Annotated in this window: 12 protein-coding genes and 1 tRNA gene; 5 read left to right on the top strand and 8 right to left on the bottom strand. The window is 70.0% G+C overall.

Going from position 1 to position 15,572, the window contains the following annotated elements:
• Positions 1-3: 3 nt before the first annotated feature.
• From ACFVST_RS15385 to ACFVST_RS15365, 5 genes are all read right to left on the bottom strand, one after another.
• A complete protein-coding gene (locus ACFVST_RS15385) occupies positions 4-465 on the bottom strand; it encodes a heat shock protein transcriptional repressor HspR (protein ID WP_390151017.1) in 462 nt (153 codons plus the stop codon).
• A 4-nt stretch (positions 466-469) separates the two neighbouring features.
• Positions 470-1,666 carry a molecular chaperone DnaJ gene (gene dnaJ / locus ACFVST_RS15380; RefSeq protein WP_390151013.1) on the bottom strand — a complete coding sequence of 399 codons (1,197 nt, stop codon included), beginning with the start codon at positions 1,664-1,666 and terminating at the stop codon, positions 470-472.
• 102 nt (positions 1,667-1,768) lie between these two features.
• Positions 1,769-2,458 carry a nucleotide exchange factor GrpE gene (grpE, locus tag ACFVST_RS15375; RefSeq protein WP_390151010.1) on the bottom strand — a complete coding sequence of 230 codons (690 nt, stop codon included), beginning with the start codon at positions 2,456-2,458 and terminating at the stop codon, positions 1,769-1,771.
• Positions 2,455-4,308, bottom strand: a complete 1,854-nt coding sequence (gene dnaK, locus ACFVST_RS15370; protein ID WP_390151007.1) for a molecular chaperone DnaK — start codon at positions 4,306-4,308, stop codon at positions 2,455-2,457. Before dnaK ends, grpE begins: the two co-directional genes overlap by 4 nt.
• A 144-nt stretch (positions 4,309-4,452) precedes the next feature.
• Positions 4,453-5,559 carry an ABC transporter permease gene (locus tag ACFVST_RS15365; RefSeq protein ID WP_390151004.1) on the bottom strand — a complete coding sequence of 369 codons (1,107 nt, stop codon included), beginning with the start codon at positions 5,557-5,559 and terminating at the stop codon, positions 4,453-4,455.
• 133 nt (positions 5,560-5,692) lie between these two features.
• On the opposite strand from ACFVST_RS15365, the gene hrpA reads away from it, so the two are divergent.
• The 3 genes from hrpA to ACFVST_RS15350 all read left to right on the top strand — a co-directional run bounded on the left by hrpA (position 5,693) and on the right by ACFVST_RS15350 (position 10,228).
• On the top strand, positions 5,693-9,700 hold the full coding sequence (hrpA, locus tag ACFVST_RS15360) for an ATP-dependent RNA helicase HrpA (protein WP_390151002.1): 4,008 nt from the start codon (positions 5,693-5,695) through the stop codon (positions 9,698-9,700).
• A gap of 127 nt (positions 9,701-9,827) precedes the next feature.
• Positions 9,828-9,902 (top strand) — tRNA-Asp (locus tag ACFVST_RS15355).
• A 155-nt stretch (positions 9,903-10,057) separates the two neighbouring features.
• Entirely contained in the window at positions 10,058-10,228 is a 171-nt protein-coding gene (locus tag ACFVST_RS15350; protein WP_390150999.1) for a DUF6274 family protein, read from the top strand.
• Positions 10,229-10,719: 491 nt separating this feature from the next.
• Here ACFVST_RS15350 and bldC read toward each other — a convergent pair whose 3' ends face one another.
• Positions 10,720-10,926, bottom strand: a complete 207-nt coding sequence (bldC, locus tag ACFVST_RS15345) for a developmental transcriptional regulator BldC (RefSeq protein WP_003949541.1) — start codon at positions 10,924-10,926, stop codon at positions 10,720-10,722.
• A 589-nt stretch (positions 10,927-11,515) separates the two neighbouring features.
• Positions 11,516-12,358: a hypothetical protein gene (locus tag ACFVST_RS15340; protein WP_390150997.1), complete on the bottom strand. Its 843-nt coding sequence runs from the start codon at positions 12,356-12,358 to the stop codon at positions 11,516-11,518.
• 240 nt (positions 12,359-12,598) lie between these two features.
• Here ACFVST_RS15340 and ACFVST_RS15335 point away from each other — a divergent pair, with 240 nt between their 5' ends.
• Positions 12,599-13,696, top strand: a complete 1,098-nt coding sequence (locus ACFVST_RS15335; protein WP_390150994.1) for a Leu/Phe/Val dehydrogenase — start codon at positions 12,599-12,601, stop codon at positions 13,694-13,696.
• A gap of 349 nt (positions 13,697-14,045) precedes the next feature.
• The gene (locus tag ACFVST_RS15330; protein ID WP_390150991.1) at positions 14,046-14,300 is read left to right on the top strand and encodes a DUF3073 domain-containing protein; all 255 of its coding nucleotides are present in this window, start codon (positions 14,046-14,048) and stop codon (positions 14,298-14,300) included.
• Positions 14,301-14,455: 155 nt separating this feature from the next.
• Here the strand turns inward: ACFVST_RS15330 and purM are convergent, their stop codons facing one another.
• Complete coding sequence (gene purM / locus ACFVST_RS15325) at positions 14,456-15,541, bottom strand: phosphoribosylformylglycinamidine cyclo-ligase (protein ID WP_390150988.1); 1,086 nt, start codon at positions 15,539-15,541, stop codon at positions 14,456-14,458.
• Positions 15,542-15,572: the final 31 nt, after the last annotated feature.

Below are 15,572 nucleotides of genomic sequence, written 5' to 3'. Positions count from 1 at the left end.
CCCTCAGTCCGCGGGGCGCTTGGGCCGCCAGACGACCAGCGCACCGGTCTGCTGGACCTCCTGGTACGGCACCAGGTCCCGGCGGTAGGAGGCGTGCACGGCGGCCTCGCGCTGCCGCATCGCGGCGGCCGCGCCGTCCACCGCGGACTGAAGCTCCGCGACCCGCGACTGAAGGGCGCTGACCTGGTTCTCCAGCTCGATGATGCGCTTGATGCCGGCCAGGTTGATGCCCTCGTCCTGGGACAGGGCCTGCACCTGGCGCAGCAGCGCGATGTCCCGGGCCGAGTACCGCCGGCCGCGGCCGGCGGTACGGTCCGGCGAGACCAGACCCAGCCGGTCGTACTGACGCAGGGTCTGCGGGTGCAGACCGCTGAGCTGGGCGGCCACCGAGATGACATAGACCGGGGTGTCATCGGTCAGCGAGTAGCCCCGCCCGAACGAGCTCTCCCTGCGACGGCCGTCCATTGCGTCACGCTCCCTTCGCTGCCTTGAACAGCTCCGCCCGCGGATCCTCGGCCGAGGTCGCCTCGCGGTACGCCTCCAGTGCGTCCCGCGCCGCGCCCTGCACATCCAGCGGGACCGCCACCTCGACGGTGACCAGCAGATCCCCGCGAGAGCCGTCCTTGCGTACCGCGCCCTTGCCGCGGGCGCGCATGGTGCGGCCGTTGGGCGTGCCGGGCGGCAGCTTCAGGGTGACCGGCGGGCCGCCGAGGGTGGGCACCTTGACCTCGCCGCCCAGCGCCGCCTCCGTGATGGTGACGGGCACGGTGACGGTGAGGTTGTCGCCCCGGCGCCCGAAGACGGGGTGCGGGTCGACGTGCACCACCACATACAGATCGCCCGCCGGGCCGCCGCGCTCACCGGGGGTGCCCTTGCCGCGCAGCCGGATCCGCTGGTTGTCGGAGACGCCGGCGGGGATGCGGACCTGCATGGTGCGGGACGACTTGGCGCGGCCGGAGCCCTTGCAGACGTCGCACGGGTCCTCCGCGATGAGGCCGCGGCCCTTGCAGTCCACACACGGGTCGGTCAGCGAGAAGCCGCCACCGCCGCCGCGGGAGACCTGGCCGGTGCCGACGCAGGTGGGGCAGACCCTGGGGGTGCCGTTCTTGTCGCCGGTGCCGGAGCACGCCTTGCAGGGCGCCTGGGACGACATCCGCAGCGGGACCGTCGCCCCGTCCACCGCCTCGGTGAAGCTGAGGGTGACCTCGGACTCGATGTCCTGGCCGCGGCGCGGCTGGGTGCGGGTGGTGCCCGCGGTGCCGCCGCGGTTGAAGAGTCCTCCGAAGACGTCCCCGAGTCCGCCGCCGAATCCGCCGGCGCCGGTGCCGCCCGCGGTGCCGCCCTGGGGGGTGCCTCCGAAGAGGTCGCCCAGGTCGAAGTTGAAGGAGCCGCCGCCACCCGCGCCGGGACCCGGCCGGTAGCCGCCGTTCCCGAACAGCGAGCGCGCCTCGTCGTACTCCTTGCGCTTCTTGGGGTCGCCGAGGATGTCGTTCGCCTCGGAGATCTCCTTGAAGCGGTCCTCGGCGCGGGTGTTGCCCTTGTTGGCGTCGGGGTGGTTCTCGCGGGCGAGCTTGCGGTACGCCTTCTTGATCTCGGCTTCGGTGGCGTCCTTGGGGACGCCGAGAACCTTGTAGTAGTCCTTCTCGATGTAGTCCTTGGTGCTCATCCCCGACGCCCCTCCTTCCGTGCCGTCTGTGCGTGTGCGGCCGTCCCGGATGCGGATGCGTCCGATGTGCCGGCCGGTCCCCCGGCCGGCACACCGGTCGCGTCAGCCCTCGTCCGGGCCACCGTTGTCCTTCTCGGCGGTGTCCGCGGACGCCGCTTCCACGTCGCCCTCTGCGGTCTCCGCCTTGTCGCCGCCCGCGGTCTGCGCCCCCGGCTGCGGTTCGGCGACGGCCACCCGCGCGGGGCGGATGGTGCGCTCGCCGAAGCGGTACCCCGGCTGCAGGATCGCCACGCACGTGGTCTCGGTGACGTCCGGTGCGTAACTGTGCATCAGGGCCTCGTGGATGGTCGGGTCGAAGGGCTCGCCCTCCTCGCCGAACCGCTGCAGCCCCATCTTCCCGGTGACCGTCTCCACGGATTCGGCCACCGACTTGAACCCGCCCACCAGCTCGCCGTGTTCACGGGCGCGGCCGATGTCGTCGAGCACCGGCAGCAACTCGCTCAGGAGGTTGGCCACCGCGATCTCCTTGACGGAGACACGGTCGCGTTCCACCCGGCGGCGGTAGTTCTGGTACTCGGCCTGGAGCCGCTGGAGGTCCGCGGTGCGCTCACCGAGCGCGGTACGCACCTGGTCCAGCTGGGCCGTCAGGCCGGCCGTCGCTGAGTCCCCGGCCGGGGCCGCCGCGCCCTCCTTGGAGGACTCGGCGGCCGTCGGCTCGGCGTCGTCGGGGGTGGCGCCGGAGGAGACATCAGCGGGCTCGTTCTCGTCGAAGCCCGACGTCTCCTCTGTCACGCGGCACCGTCCTTGCGGTCCTCGTCGACGATCTCGGCGTCGACGACGTCGTCAGCGGAGTCGTCCGCGGCCTTGCCCTGCGCGGCACCCTCGGCGCCGCCCGCGGCCTGCGCACCCTGGGCGTCGGCGTACATGGCCTGGCCCAGCTTCTGCGAGACGGCGGCGACCTTCTCGGTGGCCGTGCGGATCTCCGCGCTGTCCTCGCCCTTGAGCTTCTCCTTCAGCTCGCCGACGGCCTCCTCGACCTCGGTCTTCACCTCGGCCGGGACCTTGTCCTCGTTGTCCTTGAGGAACTTCTCCGTCTGGTAGACGAGTTGCTCGCCCTGGTTGCGGGACTCGGCGGCCTCGCGGCGGCGGTGGTCCTCCTCCGCGTACTGCTCGGCCTCCTGGCGCATCCGGTCGACCTCGTCCTTCGGCAGCGAGGAGCCACCGGTGACGGTCATCTTCTGCTCCTTGCCCGTGCCGAGGTCCTTCGCGGTCACGTGCATGATGCCGTTGGCGTCGATGTCGAAGGACACCTCGATCTGCGGGACGCCGCGGGGCGCCGGCGGCAGACCGGTCAGCTCGAACATCCCGAGCTTCTTGTTGTACGCCGCGATCTCGCGTTCGCCCTGGTAGACCTGGATCTGCACGGACGGCTGGTTGTCCTCGGCCGTGGTGAAGATCTCCGAACGCTTCGTCGGGATCGTGGTGTTGCGCTCGATCAGCTTGGTCATGATGCCGCCCTTGGTCTCGATACCGAGGGACAGCGGGGTGACGTCGAGCAGCAGGACGTCCTTGACCTCGCCCTTGAGGACACCGGCCTGGAGCGAGGCGCCGATGGCGACGACCTCGTCCGGGTTGACGCCCTTGTTGGCCTCCTTGCCGCCGGTCAGTTCCTTGACCAGTTCGGCGACGGCCGGCATCCGGGTGGAGCCGCCGACCAGGACCACGTGGTCGATCTCGGTGAGCTGGATGCCCGCGTCCTTGATGACGTTGTGGAACGGGGTCTTGCAGCGGTCCAGCAGGTCGGAGGTGAGCTGCTGGAACTGGGCGCGGGTGAGCTTCTCGTCCAGGTGCAGCGGGCCCTCGCTGGAGGCCGTGATGTAGGGCAGGTTGATCGTGGTCTCGCTGGACGAGGACAGCTCGATCTTCGCCTTCTCGGCGGCCTCACGCAGCCGCTGGAGCGCCATCTTGTCCTTGGACAGGTCGACGCCGTGGCCGTTGCTGAACTGCTTGACCAGGTAGTCGACGACGCGCTGGTCCCAGTCGTCGCCACCGAGCTGGTTGTCGCCGTTGGTCGCCTTCACCTCGACCACGCCGTCGCCGATCTCCAGCAGCGAGACGTCGAAGGTGCCGCCGCCGAGGTCGAAGACCAGGATGGTCTGGTCGTCCTTCTCCAGCCCGTACGCCAGGGCCGCGGAGGTGGGCTCGTTGACGATGCGCAGGACGTTGAGGCCCGCGATCTCACCGGCCTCCTTGGTGGCCTGCCGCTCGGAGTCGTTGAAGTACGCCGGGACGGTGATCACCGCGTCGGTGACCTTCTCACCCAGGTACGACTCCGCGTCCCGCTTCAGCTTCTGCAGGATGAACGCGGAGATCTGCTGGGGGTTGAACTTCTTGTCGTCGATGTCGACGTTCCAGCCGGTGCCCATGTGGCGCTTGACCGACCGGATGGTCCTGTCGACGTTGGTGACCGCCTGGCGCTTGGCGACCTCGCCGACGAGCACCTCGCCGTTCTTGGCGAAGGCGACGACGGACGGCGTGGTCCTGGCGCCCTCTGCGTTGGTGATGACGGTGGGCTCACCGCCCTCCAGAACGCTGACGACGGAGTTAGTCGTGCCCAGGTCGATGCCGACCGCACGTGCCATTTCGATTCCTCCAGATGACTTGAGTGGAACAGGCTCAAGAATGCACGACGGATCCCGGAACGTCAACAGGCATGAGTCGAGCAGACTCAACTTTTATACGGTCCTTATGGGCAAGGCCCAGGAACCCGCAGGTCGGAGCGCTGCTTACCCGCGAGGCCCGGCCAGATCCGCCGGCACCGTCTCCCGCCCACCGGGATGCCGGTGCCGCCACACCCAGAACACGGCACAGGAGACCGCCGCCCACGCCGCCAGCACCAGGAACGGGAACGCGTGCTGGTGGCCGCCGAAGTAGACCGCGGTGTGCTGGGCGTTGACCGACGCGCCGGGCGGCAGCCAGCGCCCGACGGTACCCAGCAGCGAGGGCAGCAGCGGCCAGGACACGGCACCGCCCGAGGAGGGGTTGCCCAGCAGCACCATCAGCCCCCAGGTGGGGACCATCGCCCACTTCCCGACCAGGGTGTTGAACATCGTGAAGACCATGCCGGAGGTGAAGAGGGTGAGCGCGAGGATCGACCAGGACTCCGCGAACGGCAGGTCGAGCGCGCCCAGCCCCCAGTCCACCACCGCCGCGATGGTGAAGGCGCCCAGCAGCGAGTAGCCGGCGGTGAAGGCGATCCGCTCCAGCGGGTTGAGGTCGCGGGCGTGCACGCTGAGCTGGATCGCGCCCACGAAGCCGATGATCACCGAGGCCAGCGAGATGTAGAAGATCGCCAGCCCCCGCGGGTCGCCCGGCTGGAGCGGCCGTACGTCGTGCACCACCACCCGCACCCCGGTGGCCCGACCCACCTTCACCCCGGCCTCCGAGAGCACCTCCGCCACACTCGCCCCGGAGGCCCCGGACACGTCGAGCACCGTCCTGCGCCCGTTGTCGCGGACGTCGAAGACGGCGAAGATCCGCTGCTCGTCCATGGCGTGCCGGGCCTCGGACATCGTGGCGTAGGAGTGCAGCGAGAGCGAGGCGTCCATGGCCTGCTCCATCCCGCCGACGAAGGCCCGCCCCCGCTCCTGCTGATAGGAGCCGATCACCCCGACCGGCACATGGTGCGGCGTCGGGTTCGCCATCGAGTACGTGTAGGAGCCGGCGAAGAGGCCCGCGGCGGCGGCGATGATGAGGAGCAGCACCGTCGCCGGGTAGAAGGGCGACCGCCGGAACGACCGCCACCGGGCGCTCCACGGGGACGGCTCAGGACCCGGCCCGGAGCCGCCCGCGGTCCCGCCGCCGTCCTGCGGAATCTCCGGCGTATCAGGCATAGCGACCAAGCTAAGGCACGGGACGGCCGGGTTCCTCCGGGCGGGAAGCCGGCAGGAGGTGCCCATGCCCTTCGGCGGGCGGTGGGATAAGGGTTCGCCAGGGATTTGGCGGAGGTGAGATCCTGGGCTCCGTATGTCCACACATCCCGCCCCCGCCCTCGGCTCCCTCGCCGCACGTCTGACGGAGCCCTCCAAGCTGTCGCTGCGCGACGTGCACCGGCTCGGCCGCCGGCTCGAAGGCGCGCGCCGGATACGCAAGCCCGAGGCCCGGGCCGCGGTCCTCGCCGAGATCGAGGCCGAGGCCACCAGGAGCGAGGCCCGTACCGCGGCGCGTGCCGCCCGGGTGCCGGCGGTGGAGTACCCCGAGCAGCTCCCGGTCAGCCAGAAGAAGGACGAGATCGCCGAGGCGATCCGGGAGAACCAGGTGGTGATCGTGGCCGGTGAGACCGGCTCCGGCAAGACCACTCAAATCCCGAAGATCTGCCTGGAGTTGGGCCGCGGGGTGCGCGGCATGATCGGCCACACCCAGCCCCGCCGGATCGCCGCCCGCACCGTCGCCGAGCGGGTCGCCGAGGAACTGCGCACCCCGCTCGGCGCGGCCGTCGGCTGGAAGGTCCGCTTCACCGACCAGGTCGACCCGGACGCCACCTTCGTCAAGCTGATGACCGACGGCATCCTGCTCGCCGAGATCCAGACCGACCGCGAGCTGCGCGCCTACGACACGATCATCATCGACGAGGCGCACGAGCGGTCCCTCAACATCGACTTCCTGCTCGGCTACCTGGCGCAGTTGCTGCCCCGCCGCCCCGATCTCAAGGTCGTCATCACCTCCGCCACCATCGACCCCGAGCGCTTCTCCCGGCACTTCGGGAACGCCCCGATCGTCGAGGTCAGCGGCCGGACGTATCCGGTGGAGGTGCGGTACCGGCCGCTGCTGGAAGAGGATTCGGCGGACAGCGACCGGGACCAGATCACCGCGATCACCGACGCCGTGGAGGAGCTCCAGCGGGAGGGCCCCGGCGACATCCTGGTGTTCCTCTCCGGCGAGCGCGAGATCCGCGACACCGCGGACGCCCTGGACAGGAAGAAGTACCGGGCCACCGAGGTGCTGCCGCTGTACGCGCGCCTCTCGCACGCCGAGCAGCACCGCGTCTTCCAGCGCCACACCGGCCGCCGTATCGTCCTCGCGACGAACGTGGCCGAGACCTCGCTGACCGTCCCCGGCATCAAGTACGTCATCGACCCGGGCAATGCCCGCATCTCGCGCTACAGCCACCGCACCAAGGTGCAGCGGCTGCCCATCGAGGCGGTCAGCCAGGCCAGCGCCAACCAGCGCAAGGGCCGCTGCGGCCGCACCTCGGACGGCATCTGCGTCCGGCTGTACTCCGAGGACGACTTCCTGTCCCGCCCGGAGTTCACCGATGCCGAGATCCTCCGTACCAACCTCGCCTCCGTCATCCTGCAGATGACCGCGGCCGGCCTCGGCGACATCGAGAAGTTCCCCTTCATCGACCCGCCGGACCACCGCAACATCCGCGACGGCGTCCAACTCCTGCAAGAACTGGGCGCGTTGAACGCGGCGGAGAAGGACCACCGCAAGCGCCTCACCGAGCAGGGCCGCAAGTTGGCGCAGCTTCCCGTGGACCCGCGGCTGGCCCGGATGGTGCTGGAGGCCGACCGCAACGGCTGCGTCCGCGAGGTGATGGTGATCGCCGCCGCCCTCTCCATCCAGGACCCGCGCGAACGCCCGCAGGACAAGCAGGCGCAGGCCGACCAGCAGCACGCCCGATTCAAGGACGAGACCAGCGACTTCCTCGCCTTCCTCAACCTCTGGCGCTATGTACGCGAGCAGCAGCGGGAGTTGGGCTCCTCCGCCTTCCGCCGGATGTGCAAGCGCGAGTACCTGAACTTCCTGCGGATCCGCGAGTGGCAGGACATCTACAGCCAACTCCGCACCGTCGCCCGGCAGATGGGCATCCACCTCAACGAGGAGGACGCGGCCGGCGACCTGATCCACGTCTCCCTCCTGGCCGGCCTGCTCTCGCACGTCGGCATGAAGGACGTGAAGGAGTCCAAGGACGGCAAGGAGTCCGTCCAGAAGGACCCCAAGCAGCAGGGCCGCGGCCGGAACGAGTACATCGGCGCCCGCAACGCCAAGTTCGCCCTCTTCCCCGGCTCGGCCCTCTTCCGCAAGCCCCCGCGGTTCGTGATGTCGGCGGAGCTGGTGGAGACGTCCCGGCTGTGGGCGCGGGTGAACGCCAGGATCGAGCCCGAGTGGATCGAGCCGCTCGCCGAGCACCTCCTCAAACGCACCTACAGCGAACCGCACTGGGAGAAGGACCAGGCGGCCGTGATGGCGTACGAGAAGGTCACCCTCTACGGCGTGCCGATCGTCGCCCAGCGGAAGGTCAACTACGGGCGGATCGACCCGGAGACCAGCCGCGACCTCTTCATCCGACACGCCCTGGTCGAGGGCGACTGGCGCACCCACCACAAGTTCTACGCCGACAACCGCCGACTCCTCACCGAGGTCGAGGAGTTGGAGCACCGCGCCCGCCGCCGCGACATCCTCGTGGACGACGACACCCTGTACGACTTCTACGACCAGCGCATCCCCGAACACGTGGTGTCCGGCGCGCACTTCGACTCCTGGTGGAAGCACAAGCGGCACGAGCAGCCCGAACTCCTCGACTTCGAGCGGGAGATGCTGGTCCGCGAGTCCGCCGAGCGGGTCACCAAGGACGACTACCCGGACCACTGGCGGCAGGGCGCCCTCACGTTCCGCGTCACCTACCAGTTCGAGCCCGGCGCGGACGCGGACGGCGTCACCGTCCACCTCCCGCTCCAGGTCCTCAACCAGGTCACCGGGGAGGGCTTCGACTGGCAGATCCCGGGGCTGCGCGAGGAGGTCGTCACCGAACTCATCCGCTCCCTGCCCAAGCCGATCCGCCGCCACTATGTGCCCGCCCCCAACCACGCCAAGGCCTTCCTCGCGACCGCCGCCCCCCGGCAGGAGCCGCTCACCGCGACCCTCGCCCGGGAGCTGAAGCGCCGCGTCGGAGTGCCGCTGGCCGCCGAGGACTTCGACTGGTCCAAGGTCCCCGACCATCTGCGGGTCACCTTCCGCGTGGTGGACGAGCGGCGCCGCAAGGTGGACGAGGACAAGGACCTGGAGGCGCTGCGGCTGCGGCTGCGCCCCAAGGCCCGCAAGGCGCTCTCCCAGGCCGCTGCGGCCACCGCGGAGCGCTCCGGCGGCGAGTCCGTGGAACGCGCCGGGCTCACCGACTGGACGCTCGGCACCCTCCCCCGCGTCTTCGAGACCCGGCGCGCCGGCCAGCCCGTGAAGGCCTACCCGGCCCTGGTGGACGACGGCGCCGCCGGCACCGTCTCGGTACGGCTCTTCGACAGCGAGGCGGAGCAGCAGCAGGCCATGGTGCGCGGCACCCGCCGCCTCATCGTGCGCAACATCCCGGTGAACCCTGCCAAGTTCGCCGCGGACAAGCTGACCAACCCGCAGAAGCTCGCCCTCTCCGCCAATCCGCACGGCTCCGTCCAAGCCCTCTTCGAGGACTGCGCGCTCGCCGCCGCGGACAAGCTGATCGCGGACTTCGGCGGCCCGGCCTGGGACGAGGAGTCGTACCGCAAGCTCTTCGACCGGGTGCGGGCGGAGATCGTCGACACCACCGTGCGGGCCGTCGGGCAGGTACAGCAGGTGCTGGCCGCCTGGCAGTCCTGCGAGCGCCGCCTGAAGTCCACCAGGAGCCCCGCCCTGCTCGCCAACCTCACGGATGTACGGCGGCAGTTGGACGCGTTGATCGGCCCCGGCTTCGTCACCCGCACCGGCCTGCGCCGGCTGCCCGACCTGATGCGTTACCTGGTCGCCGCCGACCGCCGCCTCCAGCAGATGCCGACGGGCGTCCAGCGGGACACCACCCGCATGGAGAAGGTCCACGAGATGCAGGACGAGTACGCCTGGCTGCTGGAGCAGTTGCCGCAGGGGCGCCCGGTGCCGCCGGAGGTGCGGGAGATCCGCTGGATGATCGAGGAGCTGCGGGTCAGCTACTTCGCCCACGCCCTGGGCACCGCCTACCCGGTCTCCGACAAGCGCATCGTGAAGGCGATCGACGCGGCGGTGGCGTAGGCCGTGCCGTTGCCGCGGAGAGTGGTGGGACCGTCGCCCAGGGTGAGTTCGACCAGCGGTCCCGCCCTGCTGTAGAGTCTCTTCTCGCAGCACAGAGCGCAGTTCGGACTCTGATGCGGCAACTCCTGGTCCTGTGGAGCAGTTTGGAGTGCTCGCCACCCTGTCAAGGTGGAGGCCGCGGGTTCAAATCCCGTCAGGACCGCACGTAGAAAGGCCCGCACCGAATGGTGCGGGCCTTTTGATTGCGTATGGATCCTTGCTCAGAGTCTTGACGGCGTCACGTTGAGTCGGTACTCAATGAGGCCATGGGGTCCGCGCCCGGTGTGCGGCCGGGTGGACCCGGGGAGGTGGTGGCCTGTGCCGGCAACCGCGAGGCACGCAACGCGCGCGCTGCTGCGCGCCCACCTGTCCGCCGCCTCCGGGTACCGGCATCACACGGCCCGCTGCGCGGTCTGCCGCCGGCTACGGCACCTCGCCATGGAACGGCCCGACGGCTCGGGCCCCGACGAGAATCCGGACCGCGCATGATCGGCTGGCGCTCGTCCCAACACCCTTGCGGCCAGGCCGAGTCGGCGCCGCACCACCCTCGCCGAGGATTACGTCCCACACCCGCCCATTAGCGCAATACGGGCCAGCAGGACAAGGACTACGAGGTGTGACGGGTGTCACCAAAACTCTCTGAGATGTGCGCTTGCTTACACCTGCCGCACAAGTGGTCAATTTAATATGTGCAATTGCACTCACCGTCTCCACACTCCTCGAACCCGAGTAACCTCGACACCCCCACATCCGGACCCCGCACCCGCCGGACATAAGTAGGCCCCGGCGGACAAGCCGGGGCGCACGCCGGAGCACACACAAGATCGCGCTGGACCCGGCGGAGTCCAGCGCGATCAACGACGCACCCGTGCCGTTCTGTCCGGGCGGAGGTCCCGTTGGGGCGGAACCGCGTCAAGTGGAACTGCGTTTGGGCGACTACGAGTTGGGGGACCCGCGGAACGCCCTGGTCAAACTGATTTTCAGGCTTCGCTGCGCTGCTGCGGAATTCCCGCGAGCAGTGCGCGTACTTCCGCCTCGCGGTAGCGGCGGTGACCGCCGAGCGTGCGGATCGACGTGAGCTTGCCGGCCTTCGCCCAGCGCGTGACCGTCTTCGGGTCGACGCGGAACATCGTGGCAACCTCAGCGGGGGTCAGCAGCGGCTCGGCATCAGGGGTGCGAGCTGTCATGAGCGGCCTCCTCGGGAGAACCGAACCTTCGGTTCTTTCCTCTAAATTCTGCACCTTGACCCGCGATGCCCGATATGGCGGACGCGGGTCGAGTCGGTTATAGGACGAACGGCTTGTCCTCGGCACTACAACTACACCATCGATACAGCCGCGTCGGCCAAACCGATGGAATTGCCCTCCCAGGTGTTCATCACCGGCGGAAGCCGATGGACCATGCCATAGCGGACAGTCACCCGGTTGTGACGATCAGTCACAGGGCCTTCATGAGTTGGCATAGTCCAAAAAGGTCCCCCCCAAAGCATGTGATGCCGCGCATCCCACCCATGGCCGGACGGACGGCACCGGGTAGCCGCAGCGGACAGGCCAGGCCGCCCCCGAACTCCTTGTCCTATTTTGGCACGAGGGGGGGTGATGGGCGCAAGAGCCAGGTAAGTGCCATCCATCACGCTTGATGCAAAAGCCCGGATCAGGACGTACGTCCTCCACAACTGGACGTCAACCCTCCGCACTTCTGCCGGTAGTCCCCCGGAAAACCCCACCCCGATACCCCCACGATCACCCGGCCCCACGGATCACCCGGCCCCGAAGATCAGTTGGCCGACTGCCGCTCCCGCACCGCACGCCAGCGCTCCACCAACCGCGCATACGCCTCCCCGGCACCCTCGCCGTCCCCGACCCGCAGCGCCTCCATCCCCTCCGCCACATCCGCCGCCGAATGATCCGCGTCCAGCGCGGCCCCGGGCAGCGCATGCACCAGCCCGCCGTAGTCCAACTCCACCAGCGACCGCGGATGGAACTCCTCCAGCCACCGGCCCACATCGAACAGGCCGTCCAGCAGCGGCCCCTCGTCCAGCGTCTCCTTCAGCGTCCGCAGCCCCCGTGCCACCCGCCGCCGCGCCTCCACCATCGGCGTGCGGTACCGCAGCATCGGCGGCACCGACTCGGTACGCGGCTCATAGCGCCGCTCCGCGTCCGACACCAGCACGAACCAGTTCAGCGGTACATGCCAGGTCGCCGAGCGGATCCAGGGGCGGGCGTCCGGATGCCGGGCCAGCCACCGCTCGTAGTCCGCCTCCGACTGCCGCCGCACCACCGGCGGCACCACCGTGTCCAGTACCGAAGGCGCCAGCCGCCCGTCCAGTTCCTCCAGCGCCTGCCAGCTCCGCAGCCGGGTCCGCCACGGGCACACACAGACCGCCCCGTCCACCTCGGCGACGAACGCGTCCTCGCTCTCCCGCACCGGCACCACCACCGGCGGCGTCGACAGCAGACCGGCCAGCGACCGCCGCAACTCATCCTGGTACGAGAGCCGCTCCGCCTGCTCCGCGTAACGCGCCCAGTGCCGCCGCTCCGCCTCCGGAAAGGCCGCCAGCGGCTCATATACGCGCAGATAGGACGTGTAGGGCACGATCAGCGAGGACACCTTGGGCACCCCTGCTCCCTCCCCTGTCGGTCCGGCGGAAAACCCCCCGCCGGGACCGGCGGGTGAGGCGCCACCGCGCTGCTCATCGTGCCACGCACCACAGGCCCCGGAAGGTGATCCCCCGCTCTTCCCCGATACCCCGCCGGGCGGGGCTAGTCTGCTGCCCAGCAGCCCACCGGACCGCCCCGCCACAAGCAGGGAACCACCGGGCCCGTCCCCACCCGCCGCACCCACCCGGGAGTCACCACAGTGACCGAAGCAACCGGCGCCTCCGCAGACGTACTGCACACCCTGTTCCGCAGCGAGCAGGGCGGACACGAGCAGGTCGTGCTCTGCCAGGACCGCGCCAGCGGCCTCAAGGCCGTCATCGCCATCCACTCCACCGCCCTCGGCCCCGCCCTCGGCGGCACCCGCTTCTACCCGTACGCGGACGAGCAGCAGGCAGTCGCCGACGCGTTGAACCTCGCCCGCGGCATGTCCTACAAGAACGCCATGGCCGGGCTCGACCACGGCGGCGGCAAGGCCGTGATCATCGGCGACCCCGAGCTGATCAAGACCGAGGCCCTGCTGGAGGCCTACGGCCGCTGCGTCGCCTCCCTCGGCGGCCGCTATGTCACCGCCTGCGACGTCGGCACCTATGTCGCCGACATGGACGTGGTGGCCCGCACCTGCCGCTGGACCACCGGGCGCTCCCCGGAGAACGGCGGCGCCGGCGACTCCTCGGTACTCACCGCGTTCGGCGTCTTCCAGGGGATGCGGGCCAGCGCCCAGCATCTGTGGGGCGATCCCACGCTGCGCGACCGCACCGTGGGCGTCGCCGGCGTCGGCAAGGTCGGCCACCACCTGGTCGAGCACCTGCTGTCGGACGGCGCCAAGGTCGTCATCACCGATGTACGCGAGGAGTCGGTACGCAGGATCACCGAGCGGCACCCGGAGGTGGCCGTCGCGACCGACACCATGGCGCTGATCAGCCGGGACGGCCTCGACATCTACGCCCCGTGTGCCCTCGGCGGCGCCCTCGACGACACCACCGTCCCCCGGCTCACGGCCTCCGTGGTCTGCGGCGCCGCCAACAACCAACTGGCCCACCCGGGCGTGGAGAAGGACCTCTCCGACCGGCACATCCTCTATGCGCCGGACTATGTGGTGAACGCGGGCGGCGTCATCCAGGTCGCCGACGAGCTGCACGGTTTCGACTTCGACCGCTGCAAGGCGAAGGCGTCGAAGATCTTCGACACCACGCTGGCGATCTTCGAGCGGGCCCAGGCGGACGGCATCCCGCCCGCCGCGGCGGCCGACCGGATCGCGGAGCAGCGCATGGCGGAGGGCCGCGGTACACCGGCCTGAGCCGCGACCACACGAAGGTCCGGTCGGCCCGGTGGGCGACCGGACCTGCTGGTCTGCCCTGAACCCGCCGGTGGCACGGATCGGGCACCGGCGGGCGAAGCGAGACATCAGTCACCCTATCGGCGGGTCGTACTGCGCGAAGAGGGTAAAATCGCACCTGACCAGCGCGGACGGGACGTCTCGCAGGTCCCGCGACGGGGTGCGTACCGTGGGCGACGTACCGTATGGGCGCGGAAGCAGGTACCGTTAAAGCACAGGGACCGGTCTCTCTACGGAGAGTCCGTTCCGGATCATGAACGCGTGTCAAGACTCTGGGGCCGTCGAGCCCCGTCACCGAGGGGGTCGAGCCATGGGGCGCGGCCGGGCCAAGGCCAAGCAGACGAAGGTCGCCCGCCAGCTGAAGTACAACAGCGGTGGGACTGACCTCTCACGTCTGGCCAGCGAGCTGGGCGCATCGACTTCGAGCCAACCGCCGAACGCGGAACCGTTCGAAGAAGAGGACGAGGACGACGACCCGTACGCGCGGTACGCCGACTTGTACAACGACGACGAGGATGACGAGGACAACGAGTCCGGTCCCTCGTCACAGCGCCGCGGCGCTTGACCGCCTTCCCGCGGTCCTCGCCGTCCCACCGCTCTCACTGACGGTACGGGCGGTATCCGCACTTCTCCCGGTACCGGCCACAGCGCCGGACCGGGTTTCGTGCTGTCCTGGGCCGTGATCGCGGCGTGGCTGCCCACCGTGGTGGTCCCGTCCGGTCAGGCGGCCGGGTGGCTGCCGGTGAGGGCGGCCCCGGTGGGGTGCTCGCCGCGTTCGGTGATCCGTCCCGCGACCCAGGCCTCGACGCCGCGGTCGGCGAGCGTGGCGAGCGCCGGGTCCACGGACTCCTCGGGCACCACGGCCATCATGCCGACGCCCATGTTGAGGGTCTTCTCCAGCTCCGCCTGCTCGACCCGACCGGTACGGCCGACCAGGTCGAATACCGGGGCCGGGGTCCAGGTGGCGCGGTCCACCGTGGCGTGCAGCCCGTCGGGGATCACCCGGGCCAGGTTGGCGGCGAGCCCGCCGCCGGTGATGTGGCTGAAGGCGTGCACCTCGGTGGTGCGGGTCAGGGCCATGCAGTCCAGCGAGTAGATCTTGGTCGGTTCGAGAAGCTCCTCACCGAGGGTGCGGCCGAAGTCCTCGTGGTGGGCCTCCAGATCCAGCCCGGCCCGCTCCAGCAGTACGTGCCGCACCAGCGAGTAGCCGTTGGAGTGCAGCCCGGAGGCGGCCATGGCGATCACCGCGTCACCGCTGCGGATCCGGTCCGGGCCGAGCAGCCGGTCCGCCTCCACGACACCGGTGCCGGCGCCCGCCACATCGAAGTCGTCCGGGCCGAGCAGCCCCGGGTGCTCCGCGGTCTCCCCGCCGACCAGGGCGCATCCCGCCAGTACGCAGCCCTCGGCGATGCCCTTGACGATGGACGCGACGCGCTCCGGGTGGACCTTGCCGACGCAGATGTAGTCCGTCATGAACAGCGGCTCCGCACCGCAGACCACGATGTCGTCCATGACCATGGCGACCAGGTCCTGACCGATCGAGTCGTAGACGCCGAGGCGGCGGGCCAGGTCGACCTTGGTGCCGACGCCGTCGGTGGCGGAGGCCAGCAGGGGGCGCTCGTACCGCTTCAGGGCGGAGGCGTCGAAGAGGCCGGCGAAGCCGCCGAGGCCGCCGAGGACCTCGGGGCGGCGGGTCTTGCGGACCCATTCCTTCATCAGCTCGACGGCGCGGTCACCGGCCTCGATGTCGACGCCGGCGGATGAGTAGGAGGCCGAAGCGGATGCGGCACCAGTGGTCTCGCTCATGAGGGTGAGAGCTTTCGTGTCGTGGGACTGC

Origin of the sequence: Streptomyces sp. NPDC058045 (assembly GCF_042885635.1) — a bacterium.
In the GTDB taxonomy this organism is placed as follows: Bacteria; Actinomycetota; Actinomycetes; order Streptomycetales; family Streptomycetaceae; genus Streptomyces.
This window is presented reverse-complemented; position numbering and strand designations above follow the sequence as displayed.

Excerpts from the sequence above, each read along its gene's own strand:
- ACFVST_RS15385 (WP_390151017.1), bottom strand. The coding sequence starts at position 465 with ATGGACGGCCGTCGCAGGGAGAGCTCGTTCGGGCGGGGCTACTCGCTG.
- dnaJ (WP_390151013.1), bottom strand. The coding sequence starts at position 1,666 with ATGAGCACCAAGGACTACATCGAGAAGGACTACTACAAGGTTCTCGGC.
- dnaK (WP_390151007.1), bottom strand. The coding sequence starts at position 4,308 with ATGGCACGTGCGGTCGGCATCGACCTGGGCACGACTAACTCCGTCGTC.
- ACFVST_RS15365 (WP_390151004.1), bottom strand. The coding sequence starts at position 5,559 with ATGCCTGATACGCCGGAGATTCCGCAGGACGGCGGCGGGACCGCGGGC.
- hrpA (WP_390151002.1), top strand. The coding sequence starts at position 5,693 with ATGTCCACACATCCCGCCCCCGCCCTCGGCTCCCTCGCCGCACGTCTG.
- bldC (WP_003949541.1), bottom strand. The coding sequence starts at position 10,926 with ATGACAGCTCGCACCCCTGATGCCGAGCCGCTGCTGACCCCCGCTGAG.
- ACFVST_RS15330 (WP_390150991.1), top strand. The coding sequence starts at position 14,046 with ATGGGGCGCGGCCGGGCCAAGGCCAAGCAGACGAAGGTCGCCCGCCAG.
- purM (WP_390150988.1), bottom strand. The coding sequence starts at position 15,541 with ATGAGCGAGACCACTGGTGCCGCATCCGCTTCGGCCTCCTACTCATCC.